We start from the raw sequence: 20,396 nt of genomic DNA on the forward strand, positions 1-20,396 counted from the left end.
TCCACCGCCGGACGACGACCCACCGCCCTTCTGACGGGAGACGGTGGGCATCGACGTCGGCTCGCCCGCACCACCGACGAGTCCGCAGGCGCACGTGGGGCGGGGCTACGCCCAGCGGGCCAGCGCCGTGCAGGTCCCCGGCGTGACCACGGTGAACCCCGCGTCGACGATCGCCACGGGGGCCTCCGCCCGCAACTGTGCCCAGCGTGCGGCGGCCGGGTGCTCCACGACCACCGGGAACCCGGCTCCCGACCAGGCGGCCAGCCGCTCCGCGGGCATCCGCATCGCGGTCACCTGCGCGGCGTGACCGGCGGCCGCGGCGGCCTTGCCCAGCGGCAGGAACGGCTCCGGGCAGATCGACACGACGACCGGGCCGCCCGGCGCCGGGTCGACCACCTCGCGCACGTCCGGGTCCTCGAGCTCGCTGCCGGACAGCTGTAGCTTCGCGACGTCCCGCAGCAGGTCGTCCAGCGCGGTGGGCACGAGCGCGCGGACCCGCGCGCCGGACACCTCGGCGGTGACTCCGGGCAGCTCCCCCACCCGCTCCCAGGCCGCTCCACGGGCCCGCCGGCAGTGCTTGCGGATCCGCCCGTCGGTCCACCGCCGGACCTGCGGGTGCCACTCACCGCCGGTCTGCGCCCGCGCGTCGGCGAGCAGCCGGACGACCGCGACCGCCGCGGCCTCGCAGACGGCGGTCCGGCTCGGCGGGGCGCTCCGCTCGACGTGGGCGACCACCTGCATGGCCCAGGGCGCCTGGCCCTCCGGGTCGTCGTGCACGTCCCCACCCTGCCGACCGCGACGACGCCCGGTGCCGGTGGGGTGCGGGACCCCCTGAGCGCACCGCGCCACCCACGACACGGCCCGGTTCCACGTGGAACCGGGCCGTGTGACGTCCGTGTGACGATTCCCGCGCGGCGTCGCATCCCCTGGCCGGGTGGGGTTGGATCGAACCCATGTGCGGCCTCTCCGGCGAGATCAGGTTCGACGGCTCCCTGGCCGACACCACCGCGGTGGCGCGGATGGTCGACGCACTGGTCCCCCGCGGACCGGACGGCGAGGGCCACTGGAGCGCCGGCCGGGTGGCGTTCGGCCACCGGCGGTTGTCGGTCATCGACCTCTCGGCCAGCGGCGGGCAGCCGATGGTCGACAGCGAGCTGGGCCTCTCGGCGGTCTTCAACGGCTGCATCTACGACTACAAGGAGCTGCGCGCCGAGCTCGAGGGCCACGGCTACCGCTTCTTCTCCACCAGCGACACCGAGGTCCTGCTCAAGGGCTACCACCACTGGGGCGTCGACTTCGTCGACCACCTGCACGGCATGTTCGTCGTCGTCATCCACGAGCGCGACAGCGGCCGCGTGGTCATGGCCCGCGACCGGCTGGGCATCAAGCCGCTGTACCTGGCCGAGGCACCGGGCCGGCTGCGCTTCGCCTCGTCCCTGCCGGCCCTGCTGCGCGCCGGCGACGTCGACACCTCCATCGACCCGGTCGCGCTGCACCACTACCTGACCTGGCACGCCGTCGTCCCGGCGCCGCGGACGCTGCTCAACGGCGTCCGCAAGCTGCCGCCGGCCACCGTCCGCGTCATCGAGGCCGACGGCACGAGCACCGAGCGGCGCTACTGGGAGCCCACCTACGAGCGGCGTCCGGAGCACTCCGGCTGGTCGGCGCGCGACTGGGAGGACGCGATCGAGGAGGCGCTGCGGGTCGCCGTCCGCCGGCGCCTCGTCGCCGACATCCCGGTCGGCGTGCTGCTCTCGGGCGGCCTGGACTCCAGCCTGATCGTCGGCCTGCTGGCGCAGGAGGGGCAGACCGGGCTGGCCACCTACTCGATCGGCTTCGAGGCCGCGGGCGGGCGCGAGGGCGACGAGTTCCAGTACTCCGACGTCATCGCCGAGCGCTTCGAGACCGACCACCACCGCATCCGGGTGTCCTCCGACGAGCTCGCCGCGGCACTCGGCCACGCGATCGGCGCGATGGCCGAGCCGATGGTCAGCCACGACGTCGTCGCCTTCGACCTGCTCTCGGAGCGGGTCAGCCAGTCGATCCGTGTCGTGCAGTCGGGGCAGGGCGCCGACGAGGTGTTCGCCGGCTACCACTGGTACCCGCCGCTGGCCGACGTCGGCCGCGACGAGGCGGTCGAGCGCTACGCCGCGGCCTTCTTCGACCGCGGCGCCGACGACACGGCGGCGCTGGTCGGCGAGCGGTACGCCCTCGACGGCGACCCCAGCCTCGACTTCGTCCGCGACCACATGTCCCGGGCCGGCGCGCAGACCGCCGTCGACGCCGCGCTGCGCCTCGACAGCGAGGTCATGCTCGTCGACGACCCGGTCAAGCGGGTGGACAACATGTCCATGGCCTGGGGCCTGGAGGCCCGGGTGCCCTTCCTCGACCACGACCTCGTCGAGCTGGCCGCCGCCTGCCCGCCCGAGCTCAAGCTCGCCGACGGCGGCAAGGGCGTGCTCAAGGCGATCGGGCGGCGGATCATCCCGCCGGAGGTCATCGACCGGCCCAAGGGCTACTTCCCGGTCCCCGCGATCACCCACCTCGAGGGCAAGGTGCTCGGCCTGGTGAAGGACGCGCTGTCCAGCGACGCGGCGCGGGAGCGGGCCCTGTTCCGCCCGGAGTACGTGTCCCGGCTGCTCGACCACCCCAACGCCGACCTCACGCCGCTGCGCGGCAACAAGCTCTGGCAGCTGGGGCTGCTCGAGCTGTGGCTGCAGAACCACGGGGTCTGAGGAGGATCCCCGTGGTACCGCCCCGGCTCGCCGGACTGCGCCGCCGTCCCCTCTCGGCGCCGACGCCCGACCTGACCCGGCGCAGCTGGCAGAAGCCCTCCGAGCACCAGCTGGAGGGCATGGACACCGACGTCGTGCTCGACCTCGCGTGGGGCCGGCTGGTCTTCGGCCAGACCTTCGCCGAGATGCGGCGCATCCTCGACGCGCTCCGCGCGGAGGGAGCCGGTCAGCGCGACATCTGCATCTACGCGCGCGACCCGCACGTGCTCGTCGGCCTGGCCCCGGACGAGCTGTTCATCGACCCCTCCTACACCTACCGGCTCGACCTCTACCGCTACCGCCCCCGGCACGAGCTCATCCGCGGCGTCTTCGTCCGCACGGTGACCGCCCTGGAGGAGATGCAGGCGATCAACGAGATCTACGCCCGCAACGGCATGGTGACCGGCGACCCCGAGACGATGTGGGCCAACCACCGGACCCGCTGCTTCACCTACCTCGTCGCCGAGGACACCAGGACCCGCACGATCGTCGGCACGGTCACCGGCGTCGACCACGTGCTCGCCTACGGCGACCCGGAGGGCGGCACCAGCCTCTGGTGCCTGGCCGTCGACGGGCAGAACGCACCGCCGGGTACCGGGGAGGCGCTGGTGCGGGTGCTGGCCGAGCGCTACGTCGGCCGCGGCCGCTCCTACGTCGACCTCTCGGTCATGCACGACAACAGCGGGGCGATCGCGCTCTACCGCAAGCTCGGCTTCGTGCGCGCCCCCGTGCTGTGCATCAAGCGCAAGAACCCGATCAACACGCCGCTGTTCGCCGCCCGTCCGCCCGGTCTGGACCGGCTCAACCCCTACGCCCGGATCGTCGCCGACGAGGCGCTGCGCCGCGGCATCCGCGTCGAGGTCACCGACGCCGAGTTCGGCGAGCTGCGGCTGTCCCTCGGGGGCCGGCGCGTGCTGACCCGCGAGTCGCTGTCGGAGTTCACCACCGCCGTCGCCATGAGCCGGTGCGACGACAAGCGGGTGACGCGGCGGATCGTGGCCGACGCCGGTGTCTCGGTGCCCCGGGGCGCCACCGTGCCCGAGGACGACCTGGGCCCCGCGCACGACCTGCTGGCCGAGTGCGGCGAGCTGGTGGTCAAGCCCGCCCGCGGGGAGCAGGGCAAGGGCATCACCGTGGGCGTCACGACCGGGGACGAGCTGGTGCGGGCGGTGTCGGCCGCGCGGCTGTTCTGCCCCGACGTGCTCGTCGAGGAGCTCGTCGCGGGCGAGGACCTGCGCGTGGTGGTCATCGACCACGAGGTGGTCGCGGCCGCGGTGCGCCGGCCCGCCGAGGTGCTCGGCGACGGCCGCCGGACGGTCACCGAGCTGGTCCGCGCCACCAGCCGGCGGCGGGAGCGGGCCACCGGCGGGGAGTCGCGCATCCCGCTGGACGACGTCACCGCCGACGTCGTCCGGGCGGCCGGGTACGCGATGGACGACGTCCCGCCCGACGGCGAGCGGCTCCGCGTGCGGCGGACGGCGAACCTGCACACCGGCGGCACGATCGAGGACGTCACGGAGCGGCTGCACCCGGCGATCGGGCAGGCGGCGGTGCGGGCCAGCCGGGCGATCGGCATCCCGGTCACCGGCATCGACTTCCTGGTGCCCGACGTCGAGGGCCCCGACGCGGTCTTCGTCGAGGCCAACGAGCGCCCCGGTCTGGCCAACCACGAGCCGCAGCCGACCGCGGCGCGCTTCGTCGACCTGCTCTTCCCCGAGACCCGCCGCCGCTGAAGGAGGACCCCGGACCTCACCGGGGGGCGAACACGGCGATCAGGTCGTCGACGTCGCGGTGCGCGTTGCGCGGGTGGCGGAACGGCCGGTGCGGCTGGACCTCGTAGTGGGTGCCCCGGCCCCGGCGGATGCGGGTCACGTACCCGTCGTCCTCCAGGTCGCGGAGGATGCCCAGCGTCGCCCGGGTGCTGATCCCGACGCGGGCCGCGATGTCCGCGACCCGGCTGTCGGGGTCCGCGGCGACCGCGAGCAGCACGTGTCCGTGGTTGGTCAAGAACGTCCAGGACGGTCGTCCGTCGGTCACCGCGGCCTCCCCTGGCGCTGATGGGTGAACTCTGCTTCACTCGTCTACAGGAGGGGAGTACCCCCACGACGCTCCGTCGTCAGGACGGCCCCACGGGCGGGGTCCGGCGGAGCGGGCCCTACGAGGGCCGGGAGAGACCTCCGGTTGGTGCACACCGACTGGAGGCTGTCCGTGGACGTCCCCTTCCTGCTCTGGCTGGCCGTGCTCGGCCTCATCGTCGGCATGCTGGCGATCGACCTGGTCGCCCACCGCCGCGCGCACGTCATCGCCGTCCGCGAGGCGGCCCTGTGGTCGGCGGTCTGGGTCGCCGTCGGCGTCGGGTTCGGCGCGTGGGTCTGGGTGGCCCACGGTGCCGAGTTCGGCCAGCAGTACTTCGCCGGGTACCTGATCGAGAAGTCGCTCGCCGTCGACAACGTCTTCGTGTGGGCGGTGGTCTTCACCTACTTCGCCGTCCCGCGGGAGTTCCAGCACCGGGTGCTGTTCCTCGGCGTCCTGGGTGCACTGGTGCTGCGCGGGCTGTTCATCGCCGGCGGCTCGGTGCTGATCGGCCGCTTCGAGGCGGTGCTCTACCTCTTCGCGGCACTCCTGCTGTGGACCGGGTACCGGATGCTCCGCCAGCGCGACGAGCACCTGGACCCCGAGCGGTCGCGGGCGCTGCGGCTGTTCCGCCGCCTCGTGCCGATGACCGACGCCTACCACGGGCAGCGCTTCGTCGTCCGCCGCGGCGGGGTCCTGCTGGCCACTCCACTGCTCGCCGTGCTGGTCATCGTGGAGGTCACCGACGTCGTCTTCGCCGTCGACTCGATCCCGGCCATCTTCGCCGTCACCGACGAGCCGTTCCTCGTCTTCACCGCGAACGCCTTCGCCCTGCTCGGCCTGCGCGCCATGTACTTCCTGCTGGCGGACCTGGTGCACCGGTTCGTCTACCTGAAGGTGGGCCTGGCGCTCGTGCTCGTGTGGGTCGGCGTCAAGATGCTGCTGAAGGTCGACGTCCTCTACGTGCCGACGACGCTCTCCCTCGCGGTCATCGTCACGATCCTCGGTGTCTCGATCGCCGCCAGTCTGCGTGCCACCCGGGGTCAGGGACGCCGGGCGCTCGAGGCCCCCGCCGCTCCCCCGTTCCGGGTGGCCTCCGACGAGGAGACCGCAGCGCTGGAGCCGGTCTGGCGCCGGCGCGCCGCCGTCCGGTGACCGCCCGGCGGGCCCCCGCCGCTCAGGACCGGCGCCTCCCCCGCCGCAGCCGGGCGCCGACGACAGCGGTCAGGTCGGTCACCTCGGCACCGCGGAGGAGGACGACCCCGGCCGTGTGGAGCACGCCGAGCACCGCCGTCCCGACGGCGACCTGCAGCACCGCGGCGACCGTGCCGGTGCCGCCGGGCACCCACGCGGCGAGCACGCCGGCCGCCGCCAGCCCGGCCAGCCCGCCGGCCGCACCCGTCCGGGCGGCGGTGGCGGCCAGCGCGCGGGGGCTCAGCGCCGCGTGGCGCCGCGCCAGCAGGACGACGGAGAGCACCGCGCCCAGCACCAGCGAGAGGGCGGTCGACCCCGCCAGTCCGGGGATGCCGTACGCCACGCCCAGGGTCAGGTCACCGGCGACGTTGACGACCATCGCGACGACGGCGACGACGGTCGGGGTCCGGCTGTCCCCCACCGCGAGGAACGCGCGCGACAGGGTCGAGCGGACGGCGATGCCCAGCACCGACGCGGCGGAGAAGGCCACCGCCGTCGCGGTCGCGGTGACCGCGGCGGCGTCGAAGTCGCCGCGGCCGAACAGCAGCTGCACCACCGGCCGGGCCAGGACGACCAGCGCGACGGTCACCGGCACGAGCAGCGCCAGGAGCGCCCGCGTCGTCCGGTCGACCAGACCGCGCAGCTCCGCCCGCTGCTCCGGGCCGCCCACGGCACTGAACGCCGGGTAGAGCGCGGCCACGACGGTGACCACGAGCAGCGCGTCGACCAGGTGCACCACCCTGAAGCCCAGGCTCAGCGCGGTGATCACGCCCTCGCCCCGGGCCGAGCCGACCGCCCGGTCGACCAGCGTGTTGACGTTGAGCACCGCACTGCCCACCAGCAGCGGGGGGGTCAGCCGGAGCACCTCGCGGACGTCGGGGTCGCGCAGCCCGAGGCGCGGGCGCAGCCGCAACCCCGCGGCGCGAGCGGCGGGCAGCTGGACGACCAGGCGGGCCGCGGAGCCGACGACGAAGCCCGCGGCCAGCGCCTCCGCGCCGAACCGCGGGCCGGCCCACACGGCCGCCGCGATGACCGCCAGGTTGAACGGGACACCCTGCACCCCGGAGGCGAAGAACCGGCCGTGCGCCTGGCAGGCGGCGGCCAGGACGTCGGTGGCGGCCACGAACAGCGCCGCGCCCAGCACGATCCGGGTCAGGCGGACGGCGAGGTCGGCGGTGGCGGCGTCGAAGCCGGGCGCCAGCACCGTCACGACCTGTCCGGCGCCGGCGTAGGCCAGCAGCGAGCCCGCGAGGAGGACCACGGTGCTCAGCGTGAGCACCGACCGCACGGTCCGGTCGGCCCGCTCGGGTTCCCCCGCCGCGACGGCCCGGCTCACCGGCGGGACCACCGCGCGGGCGACGGCGCCGGCCACGAGTGCCAGCACCAGGTTCATCACCGACTGCGCCACCAGGTAGGCGTCCAGTGCCGCGCCGATGCCGAAGACGGCGGCGATCACGGCGTCCCGGACGAACCCCAGCACCTGGCTGACCGCGGTCAGCGCGATGAGCAGGGTGGCCGCCCGGACGATCCCACCGCGCGGGGCCCGGCGCGCCGTCACCTCGCCGGGCTGCTCAGGGGTCACGGGGGACGATGATGACGGACCGCGCCGCCCCCGCCCGGGAGGTGTCCGGGGCGGGCAGGGGAAGCTGTCGCCACGTCCCGGGCGTCGCGGACGTGCGGATCGCTGACGGTGCCTGGGGGACGAGTGGCCTACCTGCTGGCCGCGCTCGGTGGGGCGCTGGGTGCGCTGGCGCGCTGGGGTGCGGCCGAGGCGCTCCCCCACTCCCCCGGCGGCTGGCCGTGGGCGACGCTGCTGGTCAACCTCACCGGCTGCCTGCTGATCGGCGTCCTCACGGGCGTGCTCGCCGCCCGCCGGCCCGAGCCGGCCTGGGCCCGGCCGTTCCTCGCCGTCGGCGTGCTCGGCGGGTACACGACGTACTCGGCGTTCGCGGTGGAGGTCGTCGGGCTCACCGGTGCCGGCGCCGTCGCCCGGGCGGGCGGTTACGTCCTCGTCTCCGTCCTGGGCGGGGTGCTGGCCGTGGCGGCCGGCGTGCGTGCGGTGCGGGGCCGGGCCCGGTGACGGTGCTGCTGGTGGCCGTCGGTGCGATGGCCGGCGCGCCCCTGCGGCTGCTGGCCGCCCGGCTGGCGGCGCGGTCGCGCCACGACCCCGCGCTCGGCACGCTCGCGGTCAACGTCGCGGGCTCGGCCGTCCTCGGGGTGCTGCTCGGCCTGGGCAGCGTGCCGTCCTGGGTGCTCGCGCTGGTCGGCACCGGCTTCTGCGGCACGCTGACCACCTTCTCCACCTTCGGCGCCGACGTCGTGCGGCTGGTCGAGGAGCGTGCCGTCGGCCGGGCCCTGGCCTACACCGCGGCCAGCCTGGTGCTGGGCATCGGGGCCACCTTCTCGGCACACCAGGTGGTCTCGGCCGTCCAGGTGTAGTCGACGCGGACCGTCGTCGGTGGCACAGCGCCTCCGGGTGGGCGGGTACCTCCCTCCATCGGGGGTCATGGGCCGGAACCCGATCCGGACCTCCTCAAGAGGTCACGGATCCCGCCGACGTACAGGTCATGAGCTCGATGCCGAGGCCCTTCAGTGGCGTGCGCCTGCTGCGTCCGAGCCGGACGCTGGCCGGGACGGTGCTGCTGACCGGGGCCGTGTTCGGGCTCGCGGTCGCGGGGACCCTCGAGCTCAAGGGCCTCGGCGAGTCCGGCGTGCAGGCGGAGCGGGACCTGCAGGGCGTGGCCACCGAGCTCAGCACGCAGGACGCGCTGGAGTGGCGCGTCATCAGTGGGCGGCTGTCGCCGGAGGACGTCCAGCCGGAGCTGGCGGAGTCCCGCGAGCGCGCTCGTGCGCTCATCTCCAGGGCCGACGCGGCCGACTCCGGCGACGGCGTCGCGCCGATCACGGCGCTGCACGACGCGTACGCCGACGCCGTCGACGAGGAACTGCGCCTGCTGGCCGCCGGGGAGCTGGAGGAGGCCGAGGAGTTCGACGAGGCCGAGGTCGACCCGGCGTACGCGGCGGCACTGGAGGTGTTGACCGAGTACGGGAAGGACATCTCGGCGGACGCGGCGCGGGCCCGCTCGCTCAGCAGTACCGGGCTGGTGCTCACCGTCGTGCTGTCCCTCGTCCTCACCGCGGTGGTGCAGAGCCGGCGCAAGCGGGCCGAGGTTCGGCGGCAGGCCGAGCGGCGCAGCGAGGCCCGCTACCGGGCGCTGGTCGACCGGTCCAGCGATCTAGTCGTCGTCACCGACCGGACCGGGACGGCCGGCTACCTGAGCCCCTCCGCCGAGCGGCTGTTCGACCGGAGCCTGGCGTCCGGGCCTGCCCTCGACCTGTCGGAGGTCACCCATCCGCAGGACCGGCCGGTGCTGGCCGCGGCGCTGGCCGCCGGCGGGGCCGCGGAGGGAGCGCCGCTGGAGATCCGGCTGCGGGCGGGGCTCGGCTGGCGGACCTTCGAGGTGTCGGTGCAGGACCTGACCGCTGATCCCGCCGTGGCCGGCCTGGTGCTGACCGGTCACGACGTCACCGACCGGCAGGCGCTGCAGCAGGAGCTGGAGCACCGTGCGCTGCACGACGCGCTGACCGGACTGCCCAACCGGGCCCTGCTGGCCGACCGCTTCGCCCAGGCGCTGCGTACCGCGCAGCGAGACGAGCAGTCGGTGGGGCTGCTGTTGATCGACCTGGACCGGTTCAAGGAGATCAACGACACCCTCGGGCACCACTTCGGCGACGAGCTGCTGCGGCAGGTCGGCCCCCGGATGGCGGGGGTCTTGCGCGAGGCCGACACCATCGCGCGCCTCGGCGGGGACGAGTTCGCCGTGCTGCTGCCCGGCACCGCCGGCGTCGACGACGCGGTCCAGGTGGCCGAGAAGCTGCAGACGGCGCTGAGCCGCTCGTTCCAGGTGGAGGGCGTCGAGCTGGACGTGGAGGCCAGCATCGGCGTGGTGCTCTCCGGCGAGCACGGCGCCGAGGCCATGACGCTGATGCAGCGCGCCGACGTCGCGATGTACGTCGCCAAACAGCGCAACCTCGGCGTGTTCCCCTACGACCCCTCCCTCGACACGCACAGCCCCGAGCGGCTCTCCCTGCTGGGCGACCTGCGCCGGGCGCTGCACGACGACGAGCTCTTCCTGCAGTACCAGCCCAAGGTCAGCCTCAGCACCGGGGAGGTCTGCGGCGCCGAGGCGCTGCTGCGCTGGGCCCACCCCGACCGGGGCCTGGTGCCGCCCGACGCCTTCGTCCCGCTGGCGGAGAACACCGGGCTGATCGGCCCGCTCACCCGCCGTGTGCTGGACCTGGCCCTGGCGCAGGTCCGGCGCTGGGCCGAGCAGGGCCGGCCGCTGCAGATCTCGGTCAACCTCTCCGCGCGCAACCTGCTCGACGACCGCCTCGACACCACCGTGGCCGGCCTGCTCGCCGAACACGGGGTCGCTCCGCAGCTGCTCAAGCTGGAGGTCACCGAGAGCGCGATCATGGCCGACCCGGCCCGGGCCGCGGAGCTGCTCCGGCGGCTGCACGCCCGGGGGATCGCCATCGCCATCGACGACTTCGGCGCCGGTTACACCAGCCTCGGCCAGCTCAAGAACCTGCCGGTCAGCGAGCTGAAGGTCGACCGGTCCTTCGTCACGACCATGCAGTCGGACAGCAGTGACAGCCTCATCGTCCGCAGTGTCATCGAGCTGAGCCACAACCTCGGTCTCAGCGCCGTGGCCGAGGGCGTGGAGGACGCCGAGACCCTCGACAGCCTCACCGCCTACTCCTGCGACGTGGCGCAGGGCTACCACCTGTCCCGGCCCATGGCCGCCGACGCCTTCGACGCCTGGCGCGCCGCCTGGCCCGGCCTGCCGCCCACGCCGTCGCGGATCACCGCGGTGGTGGCAGCCGGCGACGGCGGCGCCGCGCGGGCCCCGTCGGGGTTGGTCGACACGCCCGCCGGGTGCTGACCGGGGACGCACGCCCGCGGGGGCAGCACCTCGCCGGTCGACATGACGCCGCCGTCGAGCCGGTGACCGCGCGCTTTTCCGGGAGGGCTACAGCTCGGTGCCCTCCCCGCCGATGAGGGAGCCGACCAGGAGGACGGCTCATGTCGGGACCTCCGCCTCCACACCCGTCTAGGAGACCCCGGTGGGACTGCACCGCCTCACTGTCGGCCAGCGCTTGGTGGCCGGCTTCCTCGTCGTCGTCCTGAGCATGGTGGCCGTGACCGCACTCGGCGTCAGCCGCGTGGCACAGGTCAGCGACCGGCTGACCGTCATCAACGACCTCAACAGCGTCAAGCAGCGCTACGCGATCAACTTCCGCGGCAGCGTCCACGACCGGGCCATCGCCCTGCGGGACGTCGTCCTCGCCGGCTCTCCCGCCGCGGTGCAGACCGAGATCGACCTGATCGAGGAGCTGGCGGCGGCCTACAGCGACTCCGAGGCCCCGCTGGCCGAGATCTTCGCCGACGACGCGAAGGTCGACCAGCAGGAGAGGGACGCGCTCGGCGACATCGAGGCCGTCCAGAGCCAGACCCTGCCGGTCATCGAGCAGGTGATCGAGCTGCGCCTGGCCGGGAACGTCCCGCAGGCCCTCACGCTGCTCGAGACCGAGGCCAAGCCGCTGTTCATCGAGTGGCTGCGGACGATCAACGTGCTCATCGACCTCGAGGAGGCCAAGAACCAAACGGAGGCGACCGCGGCCCGCGGCATCGCCGACGGGTTCCTGCTCGTCATGGTCCTGCTGTGTGCGGCGGCCACCGCGCTCGCCGTCGTCGTGGCCTGGCGGATCGCCCGCAGCATCACCCGGCCCATGGCCGACGCCGTCGACGTCTTCGCGGCTGTCGCCGACGGCGACCTGACCCAGCGGCTCGACGTCGCCGCCAAGGACGGCCTCGGCGAGCTCGGCCTCTACGCCAACAAGGCGCTGACCCGGCTGAGCGAGGCCATGGCCGCCGTGGCGGGCAGCGCCGGCGAGCTGGTGGCGACCAGCGACCGCGTCGGCGGGGTGTCGCGGCGGATCGCGACGGACGCCGAGGAGTCCTCCGCCCAGGCCAGCGTGGTCGCCGGGGCGGCCGAGGAGGTCTCCCGCAACGTGCAGACGGTCGCGGCGGCCAGCGAGGAGATGGGCGCCTCCATCCGGGAGATCTCGCACAGCGCCAACGAGGCGGCGCAGGTCGTGAGCCGGGCCGTGGCGGCGGCCGAGACCACCAACACGACGGTCATCAAGCTCGGCGACTCCTCCCGCGAGATCGGCGACGTCGTCAAGGTCATCTCGAGCATCGCCGAGCAGACCAACCTGCTGGCGCTCAACGCCACGATCGAGGCGGCGCGGGCCGGCGAGGTGGGCAAGGGCTTCGCCGTCGTCGCCAACGAGGTCAAGGAGCTCGCGCAGGAGACGGCCCGGGCCACGGAGGACATCGCCCGCCGGGTGGAGGCCATCCAGGCCGACACCGCCAGCGCGGTCGGCGCCATCGACGAGGTCTCGAGCATCATCGGCCAGATCCACGACTACCAGACGACCATCGCCGCGGCGGTGGAGGAGCAGACGGCGACCACCGCGGAGATGGACCGCAACGTCACCGAGGCGGCCACCGGATCGGGCCAGATCGCGGTCAACATCGCCGGGGTCGCCACGGCCGCCCGGTCCACCACCGAGTCGGTGGCCGAGTCCCAGCGCGCCGCGGCCGAGCTGGCCACGGTGTCGGGTCGGCTGCAGGAGCTGACCGCCCAGTTCCGGATGTGACGTCGCCCTCCCGCCCCGCGGGAGGCGCGGTGGGTGGCGGGCCCGGCAGGAGGCGACTCCGGCCGGGCCCGCCGTGTCCGGGCAGCCACCCGGACGCGGCGGTCGCTCCGGGAGCGCGGACGGGCCGGGCTGAGTAGGGTCGGACGGGTATGGCCGGGGCAGACGCGGGAGACGGGCGGGCGGACAGTCCGGTCGTCGTCGTGGCCAACCGGCTGCCGGTCGACCAGGTGACCGACCCCGACGGGACGACGCGCTGGCAGCGCAGCCCCGGCGGCCTGGTGACCGCGCTGGAGCCCTTCGTCGCCGATCGGGGTGGCGCGTGGGTGGGCTGGTCCGGCTCGGCCGGCGAGGCGCCCGAGCCCTTCGAGTCCGGCGGCATCTCGCTGGTCCCCGTCCCGCTGTCCGAGGACGAGGTCGACCGCTACTACGAGGGCATGTCCAACGCCTCGCTGTGGCCGCTGTACCACGACGTGGTCGAGAAGCCCGAGTACCACCGCACGTGGTGGGACACCTACGTGCAGGTCAACAAGCGCTTCGCCGACCGGACCGCCGAGGTCGCCGCCGAGGGTGCCATCGTCTGGGTGCACGACTACCAGCTGCAGCTGGTGCCGGCGATGCTGCGCCAGCGCCGCCCCGACCTGACCATCGGCTTCTTCCTGCACATCCCGTTCCCGCCCTACGAGCTGTTCACCCAGCTGCCGTGGCGCTCGGCGGTCGTGGAGGGGCTGCTCGGCGCCGACCTGGTCGGCTTCCAGCGGCCGAGCGCGGCGGTCAACTTCGTGCAGCTGGCCCGCCGGCTGCACGAGCTGCCCACCCGCGGGGCCACCGTCGAGTACGACGGCCGCACGGTGACCGCCCGGGCGTTCCCGATCTCCATCGACGTCGCCGCCTTCGACGAGCTGGCCTCCTCCCCGGAGGTGGTCAAGCGGGCCGAGGAGATCCGCGCCGAGCTCGGCAACCCGGAGAAGATCGTCCTGGGGGTCGACCGGCTCGACTACACGAAGGGGATCGGCGTCCGGCTGCGGGCGTTCGAGGAGCTGCTCGAGGACGGCGCGATCGAGGCGCCGCACACGGTCCTGGTGCAGGTGGCCACGCCCAGCCGAGAGCGGGTCGAGCACTACGTGCACATGCGCGAGACCATCGAGCAGCAGGTCGGGCACATCAACGGGGTGTACGGGTCCATCGGCGCCCCGGCCGTGCAGTACTTCAACCAGTCGATGCCGCGCGAGGAGCTCGCCGCCCTCTACCGGGCCGCCGACGTCATGCTCGTGACGCCCTACAAGGACGGCATGAACCTGGTGGCCAAGGAGTACGTCGCCGCCCGCGGCGACCTCGGCGGCGCGCTGGTCCTGTCGGAGTTCGCCGGCGCCGCGGCCGAGCTCAAGCAGGCGTTCCTGGTCAACCCGCACGACATCGCCGGCGTGAAGAACCAGCTGCTGCGCGCCCTGCGGATGGAGCCCAAGGAGGGCGCCCGCCGGATGCGCGCGATGCGCCGGCACCTGGTCAGGCACGACCTGGACCACTGGGCGACGTCGTTCTTCGACGCCCTGCGTGCGCAGGTGTGAGTGCCGTCCCGGACGGTCTCGTCGCCGCGCTGACCGGGCTGGCCGGCCGCCGTCCGCTGCTGGTCGCCTCCGACTACGACGGCGTGCTGGCGCCGCTGGCCGACGAGCCCTCCGCCGCTACCGCCTCCCCCGGCGTGGCCGAGGCGCTCGCGCGGGTGGCCGCGGCCGACGGCGTGACCGTGGCGCTGGTCAGCGGGCGCGGGGTCGACGACCTCCGCCGGGTGAGCCGCTTCGACGGTCCCTACCGCTGGGTGGGCAGCCACGGCGCCGAGTACGGCGGGCCGCTGGCCGGTGAGCTGGCCGGCCGCCGCGACGCGCTGGCCGAGACGCTCGCCCCGCTGGTGGCCGCCGTGCCCGGTGCCCGGCTGGAGGTCAAGCCGGCCAGCGTGGCCGTCCACGTGCGGCAGGTCACCGACCCCGTGGCGGCCACCGCGCTGCTGGCGGACGCACGGGCGGCCGTGGACCCGTCACTGACGATCAAGCCGGGCAAGGCGGTGCTCGAGGTCGCCGTCACCGACGCCGACAAGGGCAGCGCGGTGCGCCGGCTGCGCGAGGACCTCGGCGCGGCCGCGGCGCTCTACCTCGGCGACGACGTCACCGACGAGGACGTGTTCCGCACGCTCGGCCCGGCCGACGTCGGGATCAAGGTCGGCGAGGGCGAGACGGCGGCCGGGCACCGGGTGACCGACCCCGAGGCCGTGCTCGCCGTCCTCCGGCTGCTCGGCGACCTGCTCGCCTGACCCTCGAGCTCGGCGCGTCGCGTCCCCGGAGGGGACGACCGCCGGCCGGCCGGGTGGTCACCTCTCCCCCGCGGTCGACTCGACGACGGTCACGTCGGTCCTGACCTGCGCGGACGTCGCCACCGTCGGCCGCCCCGGACGGGTCACCGCGGCGGCGCTGTCGACCTGACGACGGCGCCGCGGCCGGTCACCGCCTCGTCCACAACGATCCGGCCGGGACCGTTCCCCGTGCCGCGGCGCGTGCGCTGGCGGGCCGCACCATTCCTCCTGCACGCCCTTCGATCCGAGCGGTCACCCGCGTGCACCGTCGCCAGGAGGCTCCCGTGAACGCCGCGCTCCCCCCGCGCTCCAGCTCCGCCGGCTGGTTCGCCGACCGTCCGCTGACGGTCAAGTTCGGCGCCCTCGTCGCCGTCGGCACCCTGTCCCTGGGTGGCCTCCTCGGCGCCGTGCTGCTGAGCAACAGCGCCGTGCGCGACGCCGAGGAGCGGCTCGCCGGCCTGCACCACGCACAGGAGCTGGTGCTGCGGCTGGACACCCGGGCCAGCGAGCTGAAGGTCGACGGGTTCAAGGCGATCGTCCGCGACGACCCCTCCGAGCAGCTCTCGGAGCTGGCCGACGACGTCGCCGAGCCGGAGGCGCTGCTCGCCGAGCTGGACGGCACCACCCTCGAGGGCGACGCGGCCGCGGCGGTGGCGGACCTGCAGGGGACCTTCGGCGACTACACCGACGCCATCACCGCCTTCGTCGACGGCGCGGTCGCCGACCAGGCCGCCACGCGGCTGCGGTGGGAGGACATCCAGGTCGCCAACGACCTCACCGACGGGGCCGTCGGCGCGGCCAAGGACACCCTGGACGCCGAGGCCACGGCGGCCGAGCAGGCGGTGGCCGACACCATCTCCCGCTCGGGGACCACCGCGCTGATCGCCGCGGCGGTCGGCCTGGTGCTGCTGGTGGGCCTGAGCTGGCTCACCGCCCGCTCGGTGATCCGCCCGGTCCGGACCGTCCAGGCCTCCCTGGAGGCACTCGCCACCGGCGACCTGACCGGCACGACCGGGATCACCTCCCGCGACGAGCTCGGCCAGATGGCCGGGGCCCTGGACGGCGCCCGGGCCGGCCTGCGCGAGGTCATGGCCGCGGTCGTCGGGGCCGCCGACGCGGTGGCCGCCTCGTCGGAGGAGCTGTCGGCCTCGTCGGCGCAGATCTCGGCGTCGGCGGAGGAGACCTCGGCGCAGTCCGGTGTGGTGGCCGGCGCGGCGGAGGAGGTCAGCCGCAACGTGCAGACCGTGGCCGCCGGGGCGGAGCAGATGGGCGCCAGCATCCGGGAGATCGCCAGCAACGCCGCGGAGGCCTCCGCGGTGGCGGCGCGGGCGGTGAGCGCGGCGGAGACCACCACCGCCACGGTGGCCAAGCTGGGCGAGTCCTCGGCCGAGATCGGCAACGTCGTCAAGGTCATCACCTCGATCGCCGAGCAGACCAACCTGCTGGCGCTCAACGCCACCATCGAGGCGGCGCGCGCGGGGGAGGCCGGCAAGGGGTTCGCGGTGGTCGCCAACGAGGTCAAGGAGCTGGCCCAGGAGACGGCCAAGGCGACCGAGGACATCGCCCGCCGGGTGCAGGCCATCCAGGCCGACACCGGGGCCGCGGTCGGCGCGATCGGGGAGATCTCCTCCATCGTGGCGCAGATCAGCGACCGGCAGACCACCATCGCCAGCGCGGTGGAGGAGCAGACCGCGACCACCAACGAGATGAGCCGGTCGGTGACCGAGGCCGCGCAGGGCTCCGGGCAGATCGCGGACAACATCACCGGGGTGTCCACCGCCGCGGACTCCACCACCCAGGCGCTCACCCAGACCCGCACCGCCGTCGACGAGCTGTCCCGGATGGCCGCCGACCTGCGCACCAGCGTCGGCCGCTTCACCTACTGAGAGAGGACCTCCCGCGGCCGGCACCCGCCGGCCGCGGGAGGACGCACGCCGAACTCACGGCCGCGGCGCACTCACCTTGATTCCCGCGCCCGGCGGCCGATGACCCATCCGGGACGGATCCGTCCCCCTGCAGCGAGAGAGAAGGCAACGGTGGACGGTCTGGACGACATCGTCGAGGAGTTCCTCGTCGAGAGCCACGAGAACCTCGACCAGCTCGACACGGACCTGGTCGCCCTCGAGCAGGAGCCCGACTCCCGGGAGCGGCTCTCGAGCATCTTCCGCACGATCCACACGATCAAGGGCACCAGCGGCTTCCTCGCCTTCAACCGGCTCGAGGAGGTCACGCACGTCGGGGAGAACATGCTGTCCCGGCTGCGCGACGGTGTCCTGTCGCTCACGCCCGAGCGCACCAGCGTGCTGCTGCGCATGGTCGACACCGTCCGGTCCCTGCTCAACTCCATCGAGACCACCGGCGGCGAGGGTGCCGTCGACGTCTCCGCCGTCGTCGCCGCGATCAGCGCCGCCATGGAGGACTCCCCCGCCGCTCCGGCTCCCGCGGCTCCCGCCATCGCGGCGCCGGCCCCCACCGTTGCCGTCGCCGCTCCGCCGGCGGCCGCCGAGGCTGTCGTCGAGGAAGCGCAGGCCGTCGTCGACGCCGCCGCCGCGACCGTGGAGGAGGCCGCGGTCGCCGTCGAGCCGGTCACCGCGCCCGCTCCGGAGCCCGCCGTCCAGGCCGAGGCGTACGACGACGACACCGCCGAGGACCACGACGAGGCCCACGACGAGGACCACGACGAGGCCCACGACGAGGCCCACGACGAGGCCCACGACGAGGCCCACGACGAGGGCCACGACGAGCCGCACGTCGACGCCCCCGCCGGCGCTCCGGTGGGTGCCGCGAGGTCCGAGGCCCAGGGCGGTCAGCAGGCCCGCCGCGCCGTCGCCGACAGCACCATCCGTGTCGACGTCGACCTGCTCGACTCGCTGATGCTGCTGGTCGGCGAGCTGGTGCTCACCCGCAACCAGATCGTCCAGTACGTCGGCCGCTCGACCGACACCGACCTGGTCCGCGCCTCCCAGCGGCTCAACCTCATCGCCAGCGAGCTGCAGGAGGGCGTCATGAAGACGCGCATGCAGCCGATCGACCACATCTGGTCCAAGCTGCCGCGGGTCGTCCGCGACCTCGGCATCCAGTGCGGGAAGAACGTCCGCCTGGAGATGGAGGGCAAGGACACCGAGCTCGACAAGACGCTGCTCGAGGCGGTCAAGGACCCGCTGACCCACCTGGTCCGGAACTCCGTCGACCACGGCATCGAGTCCCCCGACAGCCGCCGCGCCGCCGGCAAGCGCTCCGAGGGCGTGCTTACCCTGCGCGCTCGGCACGAGAGCGGCCAGGTCGTGGTCGAGGTCGCCGACGACGGCGCCGGCATCGACCCGGCCCGGATCGGCGCGAAGGCCGTCGAGCGCGGCCTGATCACCGCCGAGCAGCTCCTCCGCATGGGCACGCAGGACGTGCTGCAGATGATCTTCCTGCCCGGGTTCTCCACGGCCGCCGCCGTCACCAACGTCTCCGGCCGCGGTGTCGGCATGGACGTGGTCAAGACCAACATCGAGTCCATCGGCGGCACCATCGAGGTCGAGTCGGAGCCGGGCCGGGGCACGGTGTGCCGGCTGCGGATCCCGCTGACCCTGGCGATCGTCCCGGCGCTGACCGTCGAGTGTGCCGGCGACCGCTACGCCATCCCGCAGATCAGCCTCCAGGAGCTGGTCAGCCTCGACGCCGAGAAGGCCGCCAACGCGGTCGAGGAGGTCGGCGGGGCGCAGGTCTACCGGCTGCGCGGCGAGCTGCTGCCGCTGGTGCGGCTCACCGACGTGCTCGGCCTGACCTCCGACCGGCACGACGGGCACGTCGTCATCGCGGTGCTGCGCTCCGAGGGCCGCCGCTTCGGCCTCGTCGTCGACCGGGTCATCAACACCGAGGAGATCGTCGTCAAGGCCGTCGGCGGCCAGCTCAAGGCGATCGGCCTCTACTCCGGCGCGACCGTCCTCGGCGACGGCACCGTGGCGCTCATCCTCGACGTGCAGGCCCTGGCCCGCCGCGCGCTGCGGACCGAGACCACCGAGCGGCAGGAGTCCCGCGAGGCCCTGGCCCGCAGCGTCGCCGCCGAGACCGAGCGGCAGCGGATGCTGCTGGCCGCGATCGGCGAGGGCCGGCGCGTGGCCATCCCGCTCGACACCGTCACCCGTCTCGAGCAGGTGCGGACCGACGCCGTCGAGCGCGTCGGCAACCGCGAGGTCGTGCAGTACCGCGGGGCGATCCTGCCGATCGTCCGGCTCGACCGGCACCTGGGCGCCTACGGCAGCAGCGACCGCGAGGTCCTCGAGGTCATCGTCTACAGCGACCACGGCCGCAGCGTCGCGATCGTCGTCGAGGAGATCCTCGACATCGTCGACGGCGGCGCCGCCGTCCGCAGCGACATCGACGACCTGGGCCTGCTCGGCTCCGCCGTCCTCGGCGACAAGGTGACCGAGCTGCTCGACGTCCGCGCCGCGATCCTCGCGGCCGACCCGGCCTTCTACGCCGGCACCCCTGCCCACTCCCCCAAGTCCGCGCTGCTGGAGGTCTGACGTGACGACCCCGACCGAGACCACCTCCCGGGCGGTCAGCGGCCAGCTGGCCACCTTCCGGCTCGACGGCGACCTCTACGGCGTCGAGGTCGAGCACGTGCAGGAGGTGCTGCGCAGCCAGGGCCTGACCCGGGTGCCGCTGGCGCCGCCCGCCGTCGCCGGCCTGATCAACCTGCGCGGCCAGGTGGTGACCGCGATCGAGCTGCGGGAGCGGCTGGGCCGCCCGCCGCGGCCGGCCGGCACCGACGCCGTCGTCATCGTCGTGCGCCTGCACGGCGAGGCGGTGAGCCTGCTCGTCGACTCGATCGCCGACGTCGTCGACGTCGACGCCGGCGACTTCGAGGCCCCGCCGGACACCCTCGACGGTCAGGCCCGCGAGCTCATCCGTGGCGCCTACAAGCTCGACGGTCAGCTGCTCCTCGCCCTCGACGTCCAGAAGGCCGTCGGCGCCTGAAGAAGGACCCCCGTGCTCCCCACCGCGCGCAGGCTCGCGGCGGGACCCCGCACGGGGGCCACACCGATCGGTGACGCACCGTGACCGTTCGAACACCTGAAACGTTCCGCCACGCGGCCGTTCCCCTCCGCCCCTCCGGCGATCGGGTGACGGCCGCGTGGCGTCTCCGGAGGAGTGCGGCCAGTCTGGGCTGACCCCACTCCCCTGGAGGCGACGTGCCCTACTCGCTGGTCAGTGCCGCGACCCTCGGCTTCGACCTGGTGCGGCTGCCCGCGGGCCGCGCCGTCGCCGACGTGCTGCTCACCGGCCTGGCCGCC

At 74.2% G+C, this 20,396-nt stretch carries 15 protein-coding genes; 12 read left to right on the plus strand and 3 right to left on the minus strand.

Annotation, left to right across the window (positions count from 1 at the left end; translation table 11 throughout):
- Window positions 1-105: 105 nt before the first annotated feature.
- Window positions 106-777 carry a peptidyl-tRNA hydrolase gene (locus tag ABQ292_RS21060; RefSeq protein WP_369209669.1) on the minus strand — a complete coding sequence of 224 codons (672 nt, stop codon included), beginning with the start codon at window positions 775-777 and terminating at the stop codon, window positions 106-108.
- A gap of 176 nt (window positions 778-953) precedes the next feature.
- Here ABQ292_RS21060 and ABQ292_RS21065 point away from each other — a divergent pair, with 176 nt between their 5' ends.
- On the plus strand, window positions 954-2,735 hold the full coding sequence (locus tag ABQ292_RS21065; protein WP_369209670.1) for an N-acetylglutaminylglutamine amidotransferase: 1,782 nt from the start codon (window positions 954-956) through the stop codon (window positions 2,733-2,735).
- 11 nt (window positions 2,736-2,746) lie between these two features.
- A complete protein-coding gene (ngg, locus tag ABQ292_RS21070) occupies window positions 2,747-4,507 on the plus strand; it encodes an N-acetylglutaminylglutamine synthetase (protein ID WP_369209671.1) in 1,761 nt (586 codons plus the stop codon).
- 16 nt (window positions 4,508-4,523) lie between these two features.
- On the opposite strand, the gene ABQ292_RS21075 is transcribed toward ngg, so the two are convergent.
- The gene (locus ABQ292_RS21075) at window positions 4,524-4,811 is read right to left on the minus strand and encodes a helix-turn-helix transcriptional regulator (protein ID WP_369209672.1); all 288 of its coding nucleotides are present in this window, start codon (window positions 4,809-4,811) and stop codon (window positions 4,524-4,526) included.
- Window positions 4,812-4,982: 171 nt separating this feature from the next.
- On the opposite strand from ABQ292_RS21075, the gene ABQ292_RS21080 reads away from it, so the two are divergent.
- The gene (locus ABQ292_RS21080; RefSeq protein WP_369209673.1) at window positions 4,983-6,002 is read left to right on the plus strand and encodes a TerC family protein; all 1,020 of its coding nucleotides are present in this window, start codon (window positions 4,983-4,985) and stop codon (window positions 6,000-6,002) included.
- A 22-nt stretch (window positions 6,003-6,024) separates the two neighbouring features.
- Here the strand turns inward: ABQ292_RS21080 and murJ are convergent, their stop codons facing one another.
- A complete protein-coding gene (gene murJ / locus ABQ292_RS21085) occupies window positions 6,025-7,623 on the minus strand; it encodes a murein biosynthesis integral membrane protein MurJ (protein WP_369209674.1) in 1,599 nt (532 codons plus the stop codon).
- Between the two features lie 108 nt (window positions 7,624-7,731).
- On the opposite strand from murJ, the gene ABQ292_RS21090 reads away from it, so the two are divergent.
- The 9 genes from ABQ292_RS21090 to ABQ292_RS21130 all read left to right on the plus strand — a co-directional run bounded on the left by ABQ292_RS21090 (window position 7,732) and on the right by ABQ292_RS21130 (window position 20,079).
- Window positions 7,732-8,121, plus strand: coding sequence for a fluoride efflux transporter FluC (locus tag ABQ292_RS21090; RefSeq protein ID WP_369209675.1), 390 nt, complete (start codon window positions 7,732-7,734; stop codon window positions 8,119-8,121).
- A gap of 11 nt (window positions 8,122-8,132) precedes the next feature.
- Entirely contained in the window at window positions 8,133-8,480 is a 348-nt protein-coding gene (locus ABQ292_RS21095) for a fluoride efflux transporter FluC (protein ID WP_369209676.1), read from the plus strand.
- A gap of 137 nt (window positions 8,481-8,617) precedes the next feature.
- Entirely contained in the window at window positions 8,618-10,987 is a 2,370-nt protein-coding gene (locus ABQ292_RS21100) for a putative bifunctional diguanylate cyclase/phosphodiesterase (protein ID WP_369209677.1), read from the plus strand.
- Window positions 10,988-11,168: 181 nt separating this feature from the next.
- Window positions 11,169-12,767 (plus strand): methyl-accepting chemotaxis protein, encoded by a 1,599-nt coding sequence (locus ABQ292_RS21105; RefSeq protein ID WP_369209678.1) that lies wholly within the window; start codon window positions 11,169-11,171, stop codon window positions 12,765-12,767.
- A gap of 149 nt (window positions 12,768-12,916) precedes the next feature.
- Window positions 12,917-14,332, plus strand: coding sequence for an alpha,alpha-trehalose-phosphate synthase (UDP-forming) (locus tag ABQ292_RS21110; RefSeq protein WP_369209679.1), 1,416 nt, complete (start codon window positions 12,917-12,919; stop codon window positions 14,330-14,332).
- Complete coding sequence (gene otsB, locus ABQ292_RS21115) at window positions 14,329-15,072, plus strand: trehalose-phosphatase (protein WP_369209680.1); 744 nt, start codon at window positions 14,329-14,331, stop codon at window positions 15,070-15,072. The genes ABQ292_RS21110 and otsB overlap by 4 nt, the downstream gene beginning before the upstream one ends.
- A 323-nt stretch (window positions 15,073-15,395) precedes the next feature.
- Window positions 15,396-16,997, plus strand: a complete 1,602-nt coding sequence (locus ABQ292_RS21120; protein ID WP_369209681.1) for a methyl-accepting chemotaxis protein — start codon at window positions 15,396-15,398, stop codon at window positions 16,995-16,997.
- Window positions 16,998-17,147: 150 nt separating this feature from the next.
- Window positions 17,148-19,625, plus strand: a complete 2,478-nt coding sequence (locus ABQ292_RS21125) for a chemotaxis protein CheA (protein WP_369209682.1) — start codon at window positions 17,148-17,150, stop codon at window positions 19,623-19,625.
- Window position 19,626: 1 nt separating this feature from the next.
- Window positions 19,627-20,079, plus strand: coding sequence for a chemotaxis protein CheW (locus ABQ292_RS21130; RefSeq protein WP_369209683.1), 453 nt, complete (start codon window positions 19,627-19,629; stop codon window positions 20,077-20,079).
- The last annotated feature ends 317 nt before the right edge of the window (window positions 20,080-20,396 follow it).

The sequence above is a fragment of the Geodermatophilus maliterrae genome (assembly GCF_041018925.1).
Classification (GTDB): domain Bacteria; phylum Actinomycetota; class Actinomycetes; order Mycobacteriales; family Geodermatophilaceae; genus Geodermatophilus; species Geodermatophilus maliterrae.

Excerpts from the sequence above, each read along its gene's own strand:
- ABQ292_RS21100 (WP_369209677.1), top strand. The coding sequence starts at position 8,618 with ATGCCGAGGCCCTTCAGTGGCGTGCGCCTGCTGCGTCCGAGCCGGACG.
- ABQ292_RS21110 (WP_369209679.1), top strand. The coding sequence starts at position 12,917 with ATGGCCGGGGCAGACGCGGGAGACGGGCGGGCGGACAGTCCGGTCGTC.
- ABQ292_RS21065 (WP_369209670.1), top strand. The coding sequence starts at position 954 with ATGTGCGGCCTCTCCGGCGAGATCAGGTTCGACGGCTCCCTGGCCGAC.